Raw genomic sequence first — 14,902 nt, 5'->3', positions numbered from 1 at the left:
GGGCGGAGCCCCAGAGGGTCACACCACCTGGTGGAGCCACCGCACCGGCGCGCCCTCGCCCGCGTGGCGGAAGGACTCCAGTTCGTCGTCCCACGGCTTGCCCAGCAGCTTGGCGATCTCCGCCTCCAGGTCCGTCTCACCGCGCACGGACCGCGCGAGCGCCGCCCGCAGCCGGTCCTCGGGGATCAGGATGTCGCCGTGTATACCGGTCACCGCGTGGAAGATGCCCAGTCCGGGCGTGGAGCTGTAGCGCTCGCCCTCGGCCGTCGCGGACGGCTCGGCCGTGACCTCGAAGCGCAGCAGATCCCAGCCCCGGAGCGCCGAAGCGAGCTCCGACGCGGTGCCGGGCCTGGCCTGCCAGGAGAATTCGGACCGCCAGGTGCCGGGGGCCGCCGGCTGTCTGATCCAGTCCAGCTGGACCCGCAGACCGAGAACACCCGCTACCGCCCATTCGACATGTGGGCACAGCGCGCGCGGTGCGGAGTGAACGTACAGAACTCCACGTGTCGTCACCGGGACCTCCAGTGTGGGACGAAGTTCGCCTTGCCCAGCGGCCTCGTACCCGTACCGCCTCTTCCCGGTCGGCTCCCGAGGTTGTCATCAGTAAACAGCATCGGGAGTGAATCTCCTGAAAAGGGACAGTATGTGATGAGATGTAACGTACCGGAGCCACCCATATGTACGCGGTGAGCACGGCTCCACTGGGCCGACGGGGAAAAGCTACCGTGCGCCGGGGCCGGGCGTGTGACGTACCGTCGGTCCCGGGCCCATGATTCGAACAGCTTTCACCCGGCAGGGCGCGCGGGCCCGCCACCTGCACCGCAGGGGTTTGCCCGAGGCATGGCCAGCGGCATAACCAGGGGCTTCGACCGGAGGGGACCAGGAATGCCGGAACGTTCGTCACGCCGTCGCAGGCGCACCGCTGTTGCCGCGCTGGCGGCGGTTTCGCTCACCGCGGGCCTCTCGCTCGCCGGCTGTTCCGGCGCCTCCGAGGGACCGACAGGACGCGCTTCGGACGGCCCGCGCCGGGCCTCCCCCGCCGCGGCGCCGCTCTGGGACCGTACGCCGGCCTCGCTCGCCGCCGTCGGGGATTCCATCACCCGTGGCTTCGACGCCTGCTCGGTGCTGGCCGACTGCCCGGAGGTCTCCTGGGCCACCGGTACGGACAGCGCGGTGCGCAGCCTCGCGGTGCGGCTGCTCGGCGCCTCGAAGGCGGCGTCGCACAGCTGGAACCATGCCGTTTCCGGCGCCCGGATAGCGCAGTTGCCGGAGCAGATGGCACTGGCGGCGAAGGAGAAGCCCGATCTGGTGACCGTGACGATCGGCGCCAACGACGCATGCCGGGACTCGGCGCGGATCATGACCCCGGTGGCGGACTTCCGGGCCTCGTTCGAGGCGTCGATGCGGCAGCTGCGGGCCACCGCGCCCAAGGCGCAGGTGTACGTGTCGAGCGTGCCGGATCTGAAGCGCCTCTGGTCGACGGGGCGCACCAATGAGCTGGGCAAGCAGATCTGGAAGCTCGGGATCTGCCGGTCGATGCTGGGCGACGCGGACAACATGGACGCGGCGGCCGTGACGCGGCGGGACACGGTACGGAAGCGGGTGATCGCGTACAACCAGGTCCTGAATGACGTCTGCGCGAAGGACGCGCGCTGCCGGTACGACGGCGGGGCGGTCTTCGACTACCGGTTCACCGGGAAGCAGCTCAGCCAGTGGGACTGGTTCCACCCGGGCCGCGACGGCCAGGCCCGGCTGGCAGAAATCGCTTACCGCAATGTCACGGCCGTCAGGCCGCCCGCGTAGGGTCCCTGATCATGACGACGGGTACGACGGATACGTCGGGTACAACGGGCACGGACATATACGCGGAGGACTACTCCTCCCTCGCCGACGGCGCGGCCGTCCGGCGCTGGACTCTGGAGCGGGACGGCACACGGGTGCGCGTGCTGACGTACGGCGGCATCGTGCAGTCGGTCGAGGTCCCCGGCCGGGACGGTGCCCGGGTTCAGGTGGCGCTGGGGCTGCCGGATCTCGCGGCGTACGAGGAGTTCTCCGGGCCCTATTTCGGGGCCCTGGTCGGGCGGTACGCGAACCGGATCGCGGGCGCCGGTTTCGTACTCGACGGCACGGCCCATCAGGTCACGCCGAACGAGGGCGGCAACCATGTGCACGGCGGGGCGCGGGGCTTCGACAAGCGGGTGTGGGAGGCGCGGGAGGTCCCGGACGGCGTGTGCCTCTCCCTGGTGGCCGAGGACGGCGAGGAGGGCTTCCCGGGGCGGCTCACGGTCTCGGTGACGTACAGCCTGGACGCCGACGGGGCGCTGCGGATCGCCTACCGGGCGACGACGGACGCGCCCACGGTGGTGAACCTGACGAACCACACGTACTGGAATCTGAACGGCGCGGACGGTACGAGCGCGCTCGGGCACGAGCTGCGGATCGCGGCCGGGCGGATCACTCCGGTGGACGGTGCCTCGCTGCCGACGGGCGAGCTCGCCGCGGTGGAGGGGACCCGGTTCGACTTCAGGGAGCCGAGGGCGGTGGGCGCGGGCTACGACCACAACTATGTGCTCGACGGGTCCACGGAGGACGGGGTCGCGGCCGAGCTGTACGCACCCGGGTCGGGGCGGGTGCTGACGGTCCGTACGACGGAGCCGGGGATGCAGCTGTACACCGCCGATCACTTCGACGGGCAGCCGTTCGGACCCTGCGCGGGCATCGCGCTGGAGACCCAGCACTTCCCGGACTCGCCGAACCGGCCGGAGTTCCCGAGCACGGTGCTGCGGCCGGGCGAGGAGTACGTGTCGACGACCGTGTACGGCTTCTCGGTGCGCTGACCACGTCCGGGCCCCGTGGGCGGAGGGACTTCTCCGCCCACGGGGCGCCGCTGTCTACTCCTTGATCTCCACCGGGGCGGTCAGCCGGATGTCGGCGACGGAACGGGCCGCCTGCACCTGGTAGACGCCGGGGACCAGCTGCCATCCGTAGGCGCTCTCGTCCCAGATCTCGTACGCCCGCCGGTCCAGCGGGACCGTGACCTCGACCGTCTCGCCCGGTGCCGCCTCGACGCGGGCGAACCCGGCCAGTTGGCGGGCCGGGCGTCCGGCGGTCTCCGTCTCCGTCTTTCTTTTCGTCTCCCTCTCCGTCTCCCTCTCCGGTGCCAGATAGAGCTGGACGGTCTCGGCACCGCAGCGCGGGCCGGTGTTGCGGAGGCGGACGGTCGCGGCTTCGGGGGTGGCGTGCAGGGATTCGTAGGCCCAGGTGGTGTAGCCGAGGCCGTGTCCGAAGGGGTAGGCGGGGGCCGTGCCGGACCGCTCCCAGGCCCGGTAGCCGATGAAGACGCCCTCGTCGTAGTGGAGTTCGCCCCCGGTGGGGGCGGTGCCCGAGACCGGAGCGCCGGCGAGGGTGGCCGGCCAGGTGGTGGGGAGGCGGCCGCCCGGTTCGGCGCCGTCCACGCCGAGCAGGACGTCGGCGAGTGCGTGCCCCGCCTCCTGGCCCGGGAACCAGCTGAGCAGCACGGCGGCGACCTCGTCCCGCCACGGAAGCTCCACCGGGGAACCGGAGTTGACGACCACGACCGTCTTCGGGTTGGCAGCGGCGACCGCCCTCACGAGGTCGTCCTGATGGCCGGGGAGCGCCAGGTCCGTACGGTCGAAGCCCTCGGACTCGACATGTTCGGTGGTGCCCACGACGACGACGGCGGTGTCGGCGGCGCGGGCCGCGTCGACGGCTTCGGCGATCAGTTCGGCGGGGTCAAGGCGCGGACCGAGGTGGACGAGGGAGAACGAGACGCCGGGGATCGGTGAGTCGGCGCCGAGGGTGTCGGGCACCTGGCGGAGGGAGACCTCGACCGGGACTCCTTCGGTGAGGGTGAGGCGGCCGCGTTCCACGGGGCTGCCGAAGAACGCCTCGCCCGGGTCGGTGGAGCCGGTGACCCGGTGCACGCCGTCGTACAGGGTTTGGCCGGCGACCTTCAGGGTGAGGGCGCCCGTGCCACGGGTGCCGAAGGTGTGCTCGCCGGTCTCGCGCGGGACGAAGGTGCCGGTCACCTCGACGCTGTGGAGCGTGTCGAGGGTGACGCCGTCCGGCACATCGGTGCCGACCCACTGGACGGAGCCGCTGTGCAGCGGGGCCGTGCCGAGGACGGTGCCGGACCGGTCGCGGCAGACGGCCTTCAGCCCGAAGCCCTGCTCGGCGGCGGCGAGTTCGTCGTTCGGGTCGGCGCCGACGCGGTAGTCGATCACGCCTGTCGGGAGCGCGGCGGTCAGGCCGGCGAGCGGGGAGACGATGTGGCCGGGGAAGACCTGGGCCGATCCGCCGCCGAGGACGCGCGCGTCCCGGGCCAGGGCGCCGATGAGCGCGACCTTGCGGACGGCCTCGGGGCGGATGGGGAGCGCGGCGCCCTCGTTGCGTACGAGGACGAAGGAGCGGCGGGCGATCTCGCGGGCCAGCGCCGCGCCGTCGATGCCCGTCGGCCGGTCGGCCGGGTCGACGACGGGCGGGGCGCCGGCGAGGATGCCGACGCGGGCGGCGAGCAGCAGTACGTTGCGTACGGCGCTGTCGACCACCGCTTCGTCGACCTGACCGGCCCTGACGGCGGAGGCGAGCGCGTCCCCGTACACCGTCCTCGGTCCCGGCATGGCGACGTCGAGGCCGCCGGTGATGGCGCCGACGGTGGAGCGGGCGGCCAGCCAGTCGGAGACGATGAAGCCGTCGAAGCCCCACTCGCCGCGCAGCACCGCGTTCTGGAGGTAGTGGTGCTCGGTCATGGTGGAGCCGTTGACCTGGTTGTAGGCGGCCATGATGCCCCACGGGTGGGCGTTCTTGACGATCCGCTCGAACGGGGCGAGGTAGAGCTCGCGCAGGGGGCGCGGGGCGACGATGTTGTCGACGGTGAAGCGGTCCGTCTCGGCGTCGTTGGCCACGAAGTGCTTGACGGTGGTGCCGACTCCGCCCTCCTGTACGCCGCGCACATAGCCGGTGCCGATCTCGCCCGTGAGGTACGGGTCCTCGCTGTACGCCTCGAAGTGACGGCCGCCGAGCGGGGACCGGTGCAGATTGACGGTGGGAGCCAGCAGGACGTGGACGCCCTTGCGGCGGGCCTCCTGGGCGAGCAGCCTGCCGGCGCGGCGGGCGAGGCCCGCATCCCAGGTCGCGGCGAGGGCGGTGGGCGAGGGCAGGGCGACGGAGGGGTCGTCGGCGGTCCAGCGGACCCCGCGTACGCCGATCGGGCCGTCGGACATGACGAGCGACCGGAGTCCGATCGCGGGCAGTGCGGGCAGCGACCACATGTCCTGGCCGGCCAGGAGCCGTGCCTTGTCGTCGAGGCCGAGTGCGGCGAGCGCCGCTTCCACCGCGGCCCCGCGGACCGCCTCGGGCGTGCTGGATGTGGACGCGTCTGCCACGGCCGTACCTCCTCGTCGAGTTACTGCGAAGGTCTCCATAGTGACGTCGGTCCAGGTAAGACGGTAGTTTTGGTTACCATTCCGTTATCCAGGGTCTGTGCGCCCTCCGGATGCCGTACGGTCCTGCTGACGGGGGCGGATGCGCACGGAAGGGGCCGGCGATGGTACGGGCCAGGAGCGAGGAGCGGCGGGCGGAGATCCTCCGCGCCACCCTCGAAGTCATCGCCGAGCGCGGCTACCGCGGGGCCACGCTGAGCGCGGTGGCCGAGCGGGTGGGCCTCAGCCAGCAGGGGCTCCTGCACTACTTCCCCACCAAGGAGGCGCTGCTCGTCGCCGTGCTGGAGGACCGCGACCGGTGGGACACAGGGGGCGGCGGAAGCCGCGGCGACGGCGCGTGGCCGCTCGAACTGCTGGGCTCGCTCGTGGAGTACAACGCGATGCGCCCCGCCATCGTCCAGACCTTCTCGGCACTGCTCGGTGAGAGCGTGACGGAGGAGCATCCGGCGCGGGAGTTCTTCACCCTGCGCTACACGCAGGTCCGCGCGGACATGGCGGCCTCGCTCCGGGCCGAGCACGGCGAGGAGCTGCCGGGCGGGCTGACGCCGGAGCGTGCGGCCACGCTGATGGTGGCGGTGATGGACGGCCTGCAGTACCAGTGGCTGCTGGACCCGGACACGGTGGACATGCCGGGAGCGTTCCGGGACTTCCTGCGGCTGCTGCGGGACGGGCAGGACCGGGTCAGCGGGCCAGCCCCAGCGTGACGCCGAGGCCCACGAGCACCGAGCCGATCGTCCGGTTGAGGACCTTCTGCCAGCGCAGCATCGCGGTGCGCAGATGCGAGTGCGAGAAGAAGAGCGCCACCAGACCGAACCAGCCGAAGTGCGCCACGGACATGAAGAGACCATAGCCCGCCTGCTGCCAGAGAGCCGTGTCCGGGCCGACGACCTGGGTGAAGGTGGAGACGACGAAGAGCGTCGTCTTGGGGTTCAGCGCATTGGTGAGGAAGCCGGCGCGCAGCGCGCCGAACGGGCTCAGTTCGGGCTTCGACGCCAGATCGACGGAGAGATCGTTGCGGGCGAAGAACGTGCGTACCCCGATGTAGACGAGGTAGGCCGCTCCCGCCAGCTTGATCGCCGTGAACAGGGCGGTGGATGACGCGATCAGCAGGCCGACGCCGAGCATCGTGTACGTGACGTGGACGAGGACGCCTGCGGCGACTCCGGTGGCGGCCAGGAGGCCGGTCGTGCGCCCGTACAGATAGCTGTTGCGTACGACCATCGCGAAGTCGGCGCCGGGGCTGATGACGGCGAGGACGGTGATGACGGCGACGGCGAAGATCTCGGTCATACCGGGTCAGCCCTTGTTCAGCGAGTACGGGGACGACGGCTCCGGGGCGGCCGGCGCCACCAGGTCGCGGACCAGCAGCGTGGCTCCGGCGACGGCGCCCGGCATCAGGAACACGGCGACGAACGGGACGAGGAAGGAGAGCGTGAGCGGAACGCCGAAGCCGAGGACCAGCAGGCGCCGGCCGCGCAGCAGGGCGAGCCGGTCGACCAGGACCACGCCCCTGCGCTGGAGGGCGACCGAGGTCAGTTCCTGGGCGAGGAAGTAGCCGGAGACACAGAAGCCGATCGCCGGGACCACGGTCTGCCCGATGACCGGGATGAAGCCGAGGGCGAAGAGCAGCACCCCGTACAGCGCGACGCGCAGCAGGATACGGGCGGAGTCGCGGGCGGAGATCCACAGTTCGCGCCAGAGCGGCAGCCCCGACTCGGGGACCTCCCCGCCCTCGCTGCGGTCGACCTCCTCGGAGAGCGATTCGTAGAAGGGCTGGCCGACCAGGAGGGTCACGGCGGTGAAGGTGATCACCGCGAGGAACAGCCCGAAGACGAAGACCAGCACGACGAGGGTGTTGCGCAGAAGGCCGAGCCAGGGCGAGGACCAGTCGTCGGCGAACGGGGTCGCCCAGCCGACGAAGTCGTCGGCGCCGTAACCGAGTCCGATCAGCGCGGCCGCGTATACGACCAGGGTGATCAGCCCGGGCAGCAGACCGAATCCCAGCCACCGGCCGTGCTGGAAGGCCCAGCGCTGACCCTTCATCAGATAGCCGAAGCCCACCCCGAGATCGCTCATGCGGCTCAGCGTACTTGTGTCAACCATTGACACGTCCCCTGGCCCGTCATTACGGTCACGCCAGCATTTCGAACGAGTGACGAAATATCGAACAACCGAGAGGCGTCTTCCGTGCGCATCACCGGAATCAGCACGCATGTCGTCGGCACACCATGGCGCAACCTCACCTATGTCCAGGTTCACACCGATGAGGGCCTCACCGGCGTCGGGGAGACCCGGATGCTCGGGCGTACGGACGCGCTGGTCGGGTATCTGCACGAGGCGGCGGCGAACCACGTCACCGGCTCCGATCCGTTCGCGGTGGAGGATCTCGTACGCCGCATGAAGTACGGCGACTACGGGCGGGCCGGGGAGATCGTCATGTCCGGTATCGCCGTCATCGAGATGGCGTGCTGGGACATCAAGGGCAAGGCCCTGGGCGTCCCGGTCTGGCAGCTGCTCGGCGGCAAGGTCACCGACCGGGTCAAGGCGTACGCGAACGGCTGGTACACCACCGAGCGGACCCCGGAGGCGTACCACAAGGCCGCGCAGGCGGTCGTGGAGCGCGGATACCGCGCGCTGAAGATCGACCCGTTCGGTACGGGCCACTTCGAGCTGGGCCAGGAGGAGACCCGGTACGCGGTGTCCCTCATCGAGGCCGTGCGGGACGCCATCGGCCCCGACACCGAGCTGATGCTCGAGATGCACGGCCGGTTCAGCCCCTCGACCGCGGTGCGGATCGCCCGCGAGATGGCGCCGTTCCGGCCCGCGTGGCTGGAGGAGCCGGTGCCGCCGGAGAACCTCAAGGCGCTGAGCAAGGTCGCCGAGAAGATCGATCTGCCGATCGCGACCGGCGAGCGCATCCACGACCGGATCGAGTTCCGTGAGCTCTTCGAGTCGCAGGCCGCCGACATCATCCAGCCGGACGTCGGCCACATCGGCGGCATCCTGGAGGCCCGCAAGCTCGCCGCGACCGCCGAGACCCACTACACGCTGATCGCCCCGCACAACGTGGGCGGCTCCGTACTGACCGCCGCCAGCCTCCAGCTGGCCGGCTGCACACCCAACTTCAAGATCCTCGAGCACTTCAACGACTTCGCGGACGCCGACATCAAGAAGGTCGTGAAGGGCGCACCGCAGGTCGACCCCGCCACCGGCTGCTTCGAGCTGTCGCACGCCCCCGGGCTCGGTGTGGAACTCGATGTGGATGCCGCGGCCGAATTCCCGCAGCAGCAGGCCCGGTTCGACCTGTGGGCCGAAGGCTGGGAGAAGAGGCAGCCCAAGTGAGCCCCCTCTCACGCGCGTTGATCGTCGAGGGGCCGGGGCAGCACCGCCTCGCCACGGGCCCCCTGCCCGAGCCGGGGCCCGGCGAGGTCAGGGTGCGGGTCGCCGCAGCCGGGATCTGTATGAGCGACCGCGAGGTGTACGACGGCCATCGTGACGCGGCCTACGTCCGCTATCCGGTGGTGCCGGGACACGAGTGGTCCGGGACCGTCGACGCGGTGGGCGAGGGCGTCGACCCGGCGCTGACCGGCCGGCGGACGGTCGCGGAGGGATTCCGGGCCTGCGGGCGGTGCGAACGGTGCCGCTGCGGGGAGACCTCGCTGTGCACGGCCGGATACGACGAGACGGGGTTCACCCGGCCCGGCGCCTTCGCCGACCATGTCGTGGTCCCGGCCCGGCTGCTGCACCTGCTGGCCGACGACGCCGATCTGCGGTCCGCCGCCCTGCTGGAGCCGGCCGCGGTGGTCGCCGCCGCGGTGCGGGCCGGGGCGCCCGAGCCGGGCGAGCGCGTCGCGGTGGTGGGCGCGGGCACGCTGGGGCTGCTCGCCGTGCAGCTGCTGGCCGCCGTATCGCCCGGGGAACTGACCGTGATCGATCCGCGGGAGGAACGGGGCTCCCTGGCCCTGGACTTCGGGGCGAGCGACACCCGTACCCCGAAGCAGGCCGAGGAGGCGCGGGGCAGCTACGACCTGGTCGTGGAGACCGCGGGGGCCGCGACCACCGCCGCCGACGCGTGCCTGCTGGCGCGGCGCGGCGGGCGCGTGGTGCTCACCGGCATGTTCACCCCGGGGGCGGTCGGCATCGACCCGGTGCATCTGTCGCTGAGCCAGCTCACCGTGCGCAGCGTGTTCGGGGCGCCGTCGGCGGCCTGGTCGTACGCGGTGCGGGCGTTCACCGCCGGGCTCCTCGATCCGGCGCCGCTGATCACCCATGAATTCCCGTTGGAACAGTTCGCGGAGGCCGTGGCCCTCGTCGGCGCCGGGGGCCCGGAGACCGGCAAGGTGCTGCTGCGCCCGTGACGGCTCAGCCCTGATCCGTACGCCGGTACGGAGGCGACCGACGACCCTCCGTACCGGCGTACACCCACCCTTCCCTTGTTCCGAAATATCGAATATGAAGGACCAGCCGTGAACGACGCCACAGCTTCTCCCCCCGGCCCACGCCGCCCCGGCGACTCGGCGCTCACCGCGCTCGGCCTCGGCGCCGCGGCCCTGTCCTCCGCCGACGCCTCGCCCCATTCCTTCCCCGACGGCGGCACCTGGCGTACCGAGATCCCGTCCGTGGAGGGCCCGGAGGCGCTCTCCGTCGTGCTGAAGGAGTCCGCCGAACTCGACGTCCCCGTCCACCGGATCAGCCAGGGCAGCGGCATCTGGATGCTCAGCGACGCCGAGATCACCGAGATGGTGGCGGGCTGCGCCGAGCGCGGCATCGAGCTGTGCCTGTTCACCGGACCGCGCGGCACCTGGGACATCGGCGCGTCCACGCGTACGGATTCCGGCGGCGCGGGCCTGCGGGCCCGCGGCCACGACGCCCTGGCCGGGTGTATCGAGGATGCCGTCAGGGCGACCGAGCTGGGCGTGAAGTGCCTGCTCATCGCCGACGAAGGGGTCCTGTGGACCCTTCACCGGATGCGGAACGAAGGGCTGCTGCCCGCCGACACCACGCTCAAGGTGTCCGCGCTCATCGGCTCGGTGAACCCGGCCGCCGTACAGGTGCAGGAGCGGCTCGGCGCCGACTCGGTGAACGTGCCCTCCGACCTGACGCTCGCCCACTTCACGGAGATACGGCGGGCCAGTCGCGTCCCCCTCGATCTGTATGTCGAGGCACCGGACGACCTGGGCGGGTACGTCCGGATGTACGAGGCGGCCGAGCTGATCCGGCGCGGCGCCCCGCTTTATCTGAAGTTCGGGCTCAGCAAGTCGCCCGGCATCTACCCGTACGGCAGGCAGCTGCGCGAGCTCGCGCTCGCCACCGCGCGGGAACGGGTCCGCCGCGGCCGGCTCGTACTCGACCTGCTCGCGCGGCACGGTGCCGACGGCGGCATGTCGCCGCTCGGCTCACGGCTGCCGGGCGAGCTGCACCGCTTCCCCACCAGCCCGGAACTGTCCGGAACTGTCCGGAACCACTGAGAGGCACTGATCACGATGCGTATACGCGGAGCCGCCGTAGCCGCAACCGCTGTCACCCTGGGGCTCGTTCTGACCGCCTGCGGCCAGGAGGCCAGGGGTGGCAGCCGCTACAAGGCCGATGACGCCAAGGGCGGGACCATCGGCCTCGCCATGCCCACGAAATCCTCGGAACGCTGGATAGCCGACGGCCAGAACATGGCCTCGCAGTTCAAGAAGGCCGGTTACAAGACCGACCTCCAGTACGGCGACGACAAGGTGGAGAACCAGGTCGCCCAGCTGGAGAACATGATCACCAAGGGACACCGGCTGCTCGTCGTCGGCGCGATCGACGGCTCCGCACTCTCCGACGTCCTCCAGAAGGCGCACGACGCGGGCATCCCCGTCATCTCCTACGACCGCCTCATCACAGGCACGAAGAACATCGACTACTACGCCTCCTTCGACAACGAGAAGGTCGGCGAGCTCCAGGGCCAGTACATCCTGGACCGGCTGGGGCTGAAGGAGCCGGAGAAGGGCTCCGGCGAGACGTTCAACATCGAGCTGTTCGCCGGGTCGCCCGACGACAACAACACCAAGTACTTCTGGAACGGCGCCATGAAGGTGCTCACCCCGTATCTGAAGTCCGAGCAGCTCGTGGTCCGCAGCAAGCAGACGCAGCTGAACCAGGCGACCACCCTGCGCTGGGACGGCGGCACCGCGCAGAAGCGGATGGACGACCTGATCAGCAAGAGCTACGGCACCGAGAAGGTCGACGCGGTCCTCTCGCCGTACGACGGCATCTCGATCGGCATCATCTCGGCCCTGAAGAGCGCCGGTTACGGCGGCAAGGAGCTGCCGGTCGTCACCGGGCAGGACGCCGAGCTCGCCTCCATCAAGTCGATCATCGCGGGCGAGCAGACACAGACCGTCTTCAAGGACACCCGCAAGCTCGCCAAGCAGGCCGTGCAGATGGGCGACGCGGTCCTCACCGGGAAGAAGCCCGAGGTCAACAATGTGAGCGACTACAACAACGGTGTGAAGACCGTGCCGTCGTTTCTGCTGAAGCCCGTCTCCATCGACAAGTCGAACACCGATCTCCTCGTCGACGAGGGGTACTTCACCGCAGGACAGCTCAAGTGAGCCGCCCCGCACTGGAGATGCGCTCCATCACCAAGACCTTCCCCGGGGTCACGGCGCTCTCCGAGGTGAATCTGACCGTGCACGCCGGGGAGATCCACGCGATCTGCGGCGAGAACGGCGCAGGCAAGTCCACCCTGATGAAGGTCCTCAGCGGGGTTCATCCGCACGGCAGTTACGAGGGCGAGATCCTCTTCGAGGGCGAACCCGTAGCGTTCAAGGACATCCGGGCCAGCGAGCGGCACGGCATCGTGATCATCCATCAGGAGCTGGCGCTCGTCCCCCATCTGTCGATCGCCGAGAACATCTTCCTCGGCAACGAACAGCGTGGCAGGCGCGGCTTCATCGACTGGAACGGCACCCTGCGCGAGGCCTCGCGGCTGCTCAAGCGGGTAGGTCTGCCGGAGAATCCGCAGACCCCGATCTCGGACATCGGCGTCGGCAAACAGCAGCTGGTGGAGATCGCCAAGGCCCTGTCCAAGGAGGTGAAGCTGCTCATCCTGGACGAGCCGACCGCCGCGCTCAACGACGAGGACAGCGCGAAACTCCTCGGTCTCATCCGGGAGCTGCGCGAGCAGGGCATCGCGTGCATCATCATCTCCCACAAGCTGACCGAGATCCGGGAGATCGCCGACTCGGTGACGATCCTGCGCGACGGGCGGACCATCGAGACGCTGACGGTGCGGGAGAACGCGGAAGCCGAACCGGAGCTGTCGGAGGACCGCATCATCCGCGGCATGGTCGGCCGCGACCTCGATCACCGCTTCCCCGAGCGCACGAGGTACGAGGGCGAGCAGGGTACGGCGCTGAAGGTGAGCGGCTGGACCGTCCGGCACCCCGTCGACCACCAGCGCAAGGTCGTCGACGACGTCTCGCTGACCGTGCGCCGGGGCGAGATCGTCGGCATCGCGGGCCTGATGGGCGCGGGCCGTACCGAGATGGCCATGTCGGTGTTCGGCCGGTCCTACGGGAGTTACGTCGCCGGGGACGTGGAGGTCAACGGCAAGGCGGTCCGTACGAAGACCGTGCCGGAGGCGGTCGCGGCGGGCATCGCGTACGTCACGGAGGACCGCAAGACGTACGGCCTGAACCTCATCGACAACATCAACCGCAATATCTCGCTGGCCTCACTGCCCGGCATGGCCAGGCGCGGCATCGTCGACGAGCATCACGAGCGCCGGGTCGCCGAGCGCTATCGCGCCTCGATGAACATCAAGGCGCCCACGGTCTTCGAGCAGGTGGGCCGGCTGTCCGGCGGCAACCAGCAGAAGGTCGTGCTGAGCAAGTGGGTCCATGCCGACCCCGAGGTACTGATCCTCGACGAGCCCACCCGAGGGATCGACGTCGGGGCGAAATTCGAGATCTACAGCGTCATCGACAAGCTCGCGGCCGACGGCAAGGCAGTGCTCTTCATCTCCTCGGAGCTGCCCGAACTCCTCGGCATGTGCGACCGGATCTACACGATGGCCGAAGGCCGGCTGACCGGTGAGATCGACCGCGCCGACGCCACCCAGGAAGCCCTGATGCGCCGGATGACGCGCCAGACATCAGAGAACAGAAGCTGAGGCCGCCATGAGGACCACCGCCACCGCCACCCCACCCAAGGACGCGACCCCGCCGTCCGTGACACAGCCCGCCCTGCAGGTGCTCGCACAGAGCGTGCGGTCGAACATGCGCCAGTACGGCATGCTCATCGCCCTTGTCTTCATCGTCGTGCTGTTCCAGATATGGACCGACGGCACGCTGCTGCTGCCGAACAACGTCTCCAACCTGATCCAGCAGAACGGCTACATCCTCATCCTGGCCATCGGGATGATGATCGTGATCATCTCCGGTCACATCGATCTGTCCGTCGGCTCGCTGGTGGCCTTCGTCGGCGCCATGTCGGCGGTGATGATGGTCAAACACGACATGCCATGGGTACTCGCGCTCGTCCTCTCGCTGCTGATCGGCGCGGCCGCCGGGGCCTGGCAGGGCTACTTCATCGCGTATCTCGGCATCCCGTCGTTCATCGTGACGCTGGCCGGAATGCTGCTCTTCCGGGGCCTGACGCAGATCGTGCTCGGGGGCCAGTCCCTGTCGCCGTTCCCGGAGGGCTTCCAGAAGATCGCCAAGGGCTTCATCCCGGAAATGGGCCCGTACACGCAGTATCACAACCCGACCCTCCTCATCGGTCTGGCCACGATCGCCTTCCTGCTCCTTCGCGAATGGCGGGACCGCAAGCGCCAGTTGGCGTACGAGCTGGAGGTGCTCCCGACCGGCCTGTGGGCGGCGAAGTGCGTGGCGATGACCGCCGCGGTCGTCGCCTTCACGCTGACGCTCGCGAGCTTCCACGGCGTGCCCGTGGTGATGCTGATCATGTGCGCGCTGCTGCTCGGCCTCGGTTACGTCATGCGCAACGCGGTCGTCGGCCGTCATGTGTACGCGCTCGGCGGCAACAAGGCCGCGGCGATGCTCTCGGGGGTCAAGGACAAGAAGGTCACCTTCCTCGTCTTCGTCAACATGGGCGTCCTCGCGGCGCTCGCCGGCTGCGTCTACGCGGCCCGGCTGAACGCGGGCACCCCGCAGGCGGGCCTCAACTTCGAACTGGAGGCGATCGCGGCGGCGTTCATCGGTGGCGCCTCGATGAGCGGCGGCGTCGGCACGGTGATGGGGGCCGTCATCGGCGGCCTGGTCCTCGGTGTCCTCAACAACGGGATGTCCCTGGTCGGTATCGGAACCGACTACCAGCAGGTCATCAAGGGGCTCGTGCTGCTTGCGGCGGTGGGCTTCGACGTCTGGAACAAGCGCAAGGCCGGCTCGTAACACCCCTTCTCACAGACGGAGTTCGGGCATCAGGAGCGGCGCCCCCTGTAC

At 69.9% G+C, this 14,902-nt stretch carries 13 protein-coding genes; 9 read left to right on the top strand and 4 right to left on the bottom strand.

The window, feature by feature from the left end; translation table 11 throughout:
• Positions 1-18: 18 nt before the first annotated feature.
• A complete protein-coding gene (locus ACFT7S_RS29550) occupies positions 19-513 on the bottom strand; it encodes a DUF3145 domain-containing protein (RefSeq protein WP_382737091.1) in 495 nt (164 codons plus the stop codon).
• Positions 514-885: 372 nt separating this feature from the next.
• Between ACFT7S_RS29550 and ACFT7S_RS29545 the strand changes: the two genes are divergently transcribed.
• Entirely contained in the window at positions 886-1,803 is a 918-nt protein-coding gene (locus ACFT7S_RS29545) for an SGNH/GDSL hydrolase family protein (protein WP_382737089.1), read from the top strand.
• Positions 1,804-1,814: 11 nt separating this feature from the next.
• Positions 1,815-2,837 (top strand): aldose epimerase family protein, encoded by a 1,023-nt coding sequence (locus ACFT7S_RS29540; protein WP_382737087.1) that lies wholly within the window; start codon positions 1,815-1,817, stop codon positions 2,835-2,837.
• A gap of 54 nt (positions 2,838-2,891) precedes the next feature.
• Here the strand turns inward: ACFT7S_RS29540 and ACFT7S_RS29535 are convergent, their stop codons facing one another.
• Complete coding sequence (locus tag ACFT7S_RS29535) at positions 2,892-5,444, bottom strand: glycoside hydrolase family 3 protein (RefSeq protein WP_382737085.1); 2,553 nt, start codon at positions 5,442-5,444, stop codon at positions 2,892-2,894.
• A gap of 122 nt (positions 5,445-5,566) precedes the next feature.
• Between ACFT7S_RS29535 and ACFT7S_RS29530 the strand changes: the two genes are divergently transcribed.
• Complete coding sequence (locus ACFT7S_RS29530) at positions 5,567-6,166, top strand: TetR/AcrR family transcriptional regulator (protein ID WP_382737083.1); 600 nt, start codon at positions 5,567-5,569, stop codon at positions 6,164-6,166.
• Here ACFT7S_RS29530 and ACFT7S_RS29525 read toward each other — a convergent pair.
• Together ACFT7S_RS29525 and ACFT7S_RS29520 are read right to left on the bottom strand one after the other, a co-directional pair.
• Positions 6,144-6,752 (bottom strand): LysE family transporter, encoded by a 609-nt coding sequence (locus tag ACFT7S_RS29525; RefSeq protein WP_382737081.1) that lies wholly within the window; start codon positions 6,750-6,752, stop codon positions 6,144-6,146. The genes ACFT7S_RS29530 and ACFT7S_RS29525 overlap by 23 nt on opposite strands.
• 6 nt (positions 6,753-6,758) lie before the next feature.
• Positions 6,759-7,538: an EI24 domain-containing protein gene (locus tag ACFT7S_RS29520; protein WP_382737079.1), complete on the bottom strand. Its 780-nt coding sequence runs from the start codon at positions 7,536-7,538 to the stop codon at positions 6,759-6,761.
• A 111-nt stretch (positions 7,539-7,649) separates the two neighbouring features.
• Between ACFT7S_RS29520 and ACFT7S_RS29515 the strand changes: the two genes are divergently transcribed.
• The 6 genes from ACFT7S_RS29515 (at position 7,650) to mmsB (ending at position 14,851) form a co-directional block, all read left to right on the top strand.
• Positions 7,650-8,804 (top strand): mandelate racemase/muconate lactonizing enzyme family protein, encoded by a 1,155-nt coding sequence (locus tag ACFT7S_RS29515; protein WP_382737077.1) that lies wholly within the window; start codon positions 7,650-7,652, stop codon positions 8,802-8,804.
• Positions 8,801-9,820 carry a zinc-binding dehydrogenase gene (locus ACFT7S_RS29510; protein ID WP_382737076.1) on the top strand — a complete coding sequence of 340 codons (1,020 nt, stop codon included), beginning with the start codon at positions 8,801-8,803 and terminating at the stop codon, positions 9,818-9,820. Before ACFT7S_RS29515 ends, ACFT7S_RS29510 begins: the two co-directional genes overlap by 4 nt.
• A 108-nt stretch (positions 9,821-9,928) precedes the next feature.
• Positions 9,929-10,930 (top strand): hypothetical protein, encoded by a 1,002-nt coding sequence (locus ACFT7S_RS29505; protein ID WP_382737074.1) that lies wholly within the window; start codon positions 9,929-9,931, stop codon positions 10,928-10,930.
• A gap of 15 nt (positions 10,931-10,945) precedes the next feature.
• Positions 10,946-12,049, top strand: a complete 1,104-nt coding sequence (gene chvE, locus ACFT7S_RS29500; RefSeq protein WP_382737072.1) for a multiple monosaccharide ABC transporter substrate-binding protein — start codon at positions 10,946-10,948, stop codon at positions 12,047-12,049.
• A gap of 17 nt (positions 12,050-12,066) precedes the next feature.
• Complete coding sequence (gene mmsA / locus ACFT7S_RS29495) at positions 12,067-13,611, top strand: multiple monosaccharide ABC transporter ATP-binding protein (RefSeq protein WP_382737225.1); 1,545 nt, start codon at positions 12,067-12,069, stop codon at positions 13,609-13,611.
• A gap of 7 nt (positions 13,612-13,618) precedes the next feature.
• Positions 13,619-14,851 carry a multiple monosaccharide ABC transporter permease gene (gene mmsB, locus ACFT7S_RS29490; RefSeq protein ID WP_382737070.1) on the top strand — a complete coding sequence of 411 codons (1,233 nt, stop codon included), beginning with the start codon at positions 13,619-13,621 and terminating at the stop codon, positions 14,849-14,851.
• Positions 14,852-14,902: the final 51 nt, after the last annotated feature.

Origin of the sequence: Streptomyces sp. NPDC057136, assembly GCF_042670885.1 — a bacterium.
In the GTDB taxonomy this organism is placed as follows: domain Bacteria; phylum Actinomycetota; class Actinomycetes; order Streptomycetales; family Streptomycetaceae; genus Streptomyces.
The sequence above is the reverse complement of the archived record's forward strand: the minus strand, read 5'-3'. Positions and strand labels throughout refer to the sequence as shown.

Excerpts from the sequence above, each read along its gene's own strand:
- ACFT7S_RS29535 (WP_382737085.1), bottom strand. The coding sequence starts at position 5,444 with ATGGAGACCTTCGCAGTAACTCGACGAGGAGGTACGGCCGTGGCAGAC.
- mmsA (WP_382737225.1), top strand. The coding sequence starts at position 12,067 with ATGCGCTCCATCACCAAGACCTTCCCCGGGGTCACGGCGCTCTCCGAG.
- ACFT7S_RS29530 (WP_382737083.1), top strand. The coding sequence starts at position 5,567 with ATGGTACGGGCCAGGAGCGAGGAGCGGCGGGCGGAGATCCTCCGCGCC.
- mmsB (WP_382737070.1), top strand. The coding sequence starts at position 13,619 with ATGAGGACCACCGCCACCGCCACCCCACCCAAGGACGCGACCCCGCCG.
- chvE (WP_382737072.1), top strand. The coding sequence starts at position 10,946 with ATGCGTATACGCGGAGCCGCCGTAGCCGCAACCGCTGTCACCCTGGGG.
- ACFT7S_RS29540 (WP_382737087.1), top strand. The coding sequence starts at position 1,815 with ATGACGACGGGTACGACGGATACGTCGGGTACAACGGGCACGGACATA.
- ACFT7S_RS29525 (WP_382737081.1), bottom strand. The coding sequence starts at position 6,752 with ATGACCGAGATCTTCGCCGTCGCCGTCATCACCGTCCTCGCCGTCATC.
- ACFT7S_RS29545 (WP_382737089.1), top strand. The coding sequence starts at position 886 with ATGCCGGAACGTTCGTCACGCCGTCGCAGGCGCACCGCTGTTGCCGCG.
- ACFT7S_RS29520 (WP_382737079.1), bottom strand. The coding sequence starts at position 7,538 with ATGAGCGATCTCGGGGTGGGCTTCGGCTATCTGATGAAGGGTCAGCGC.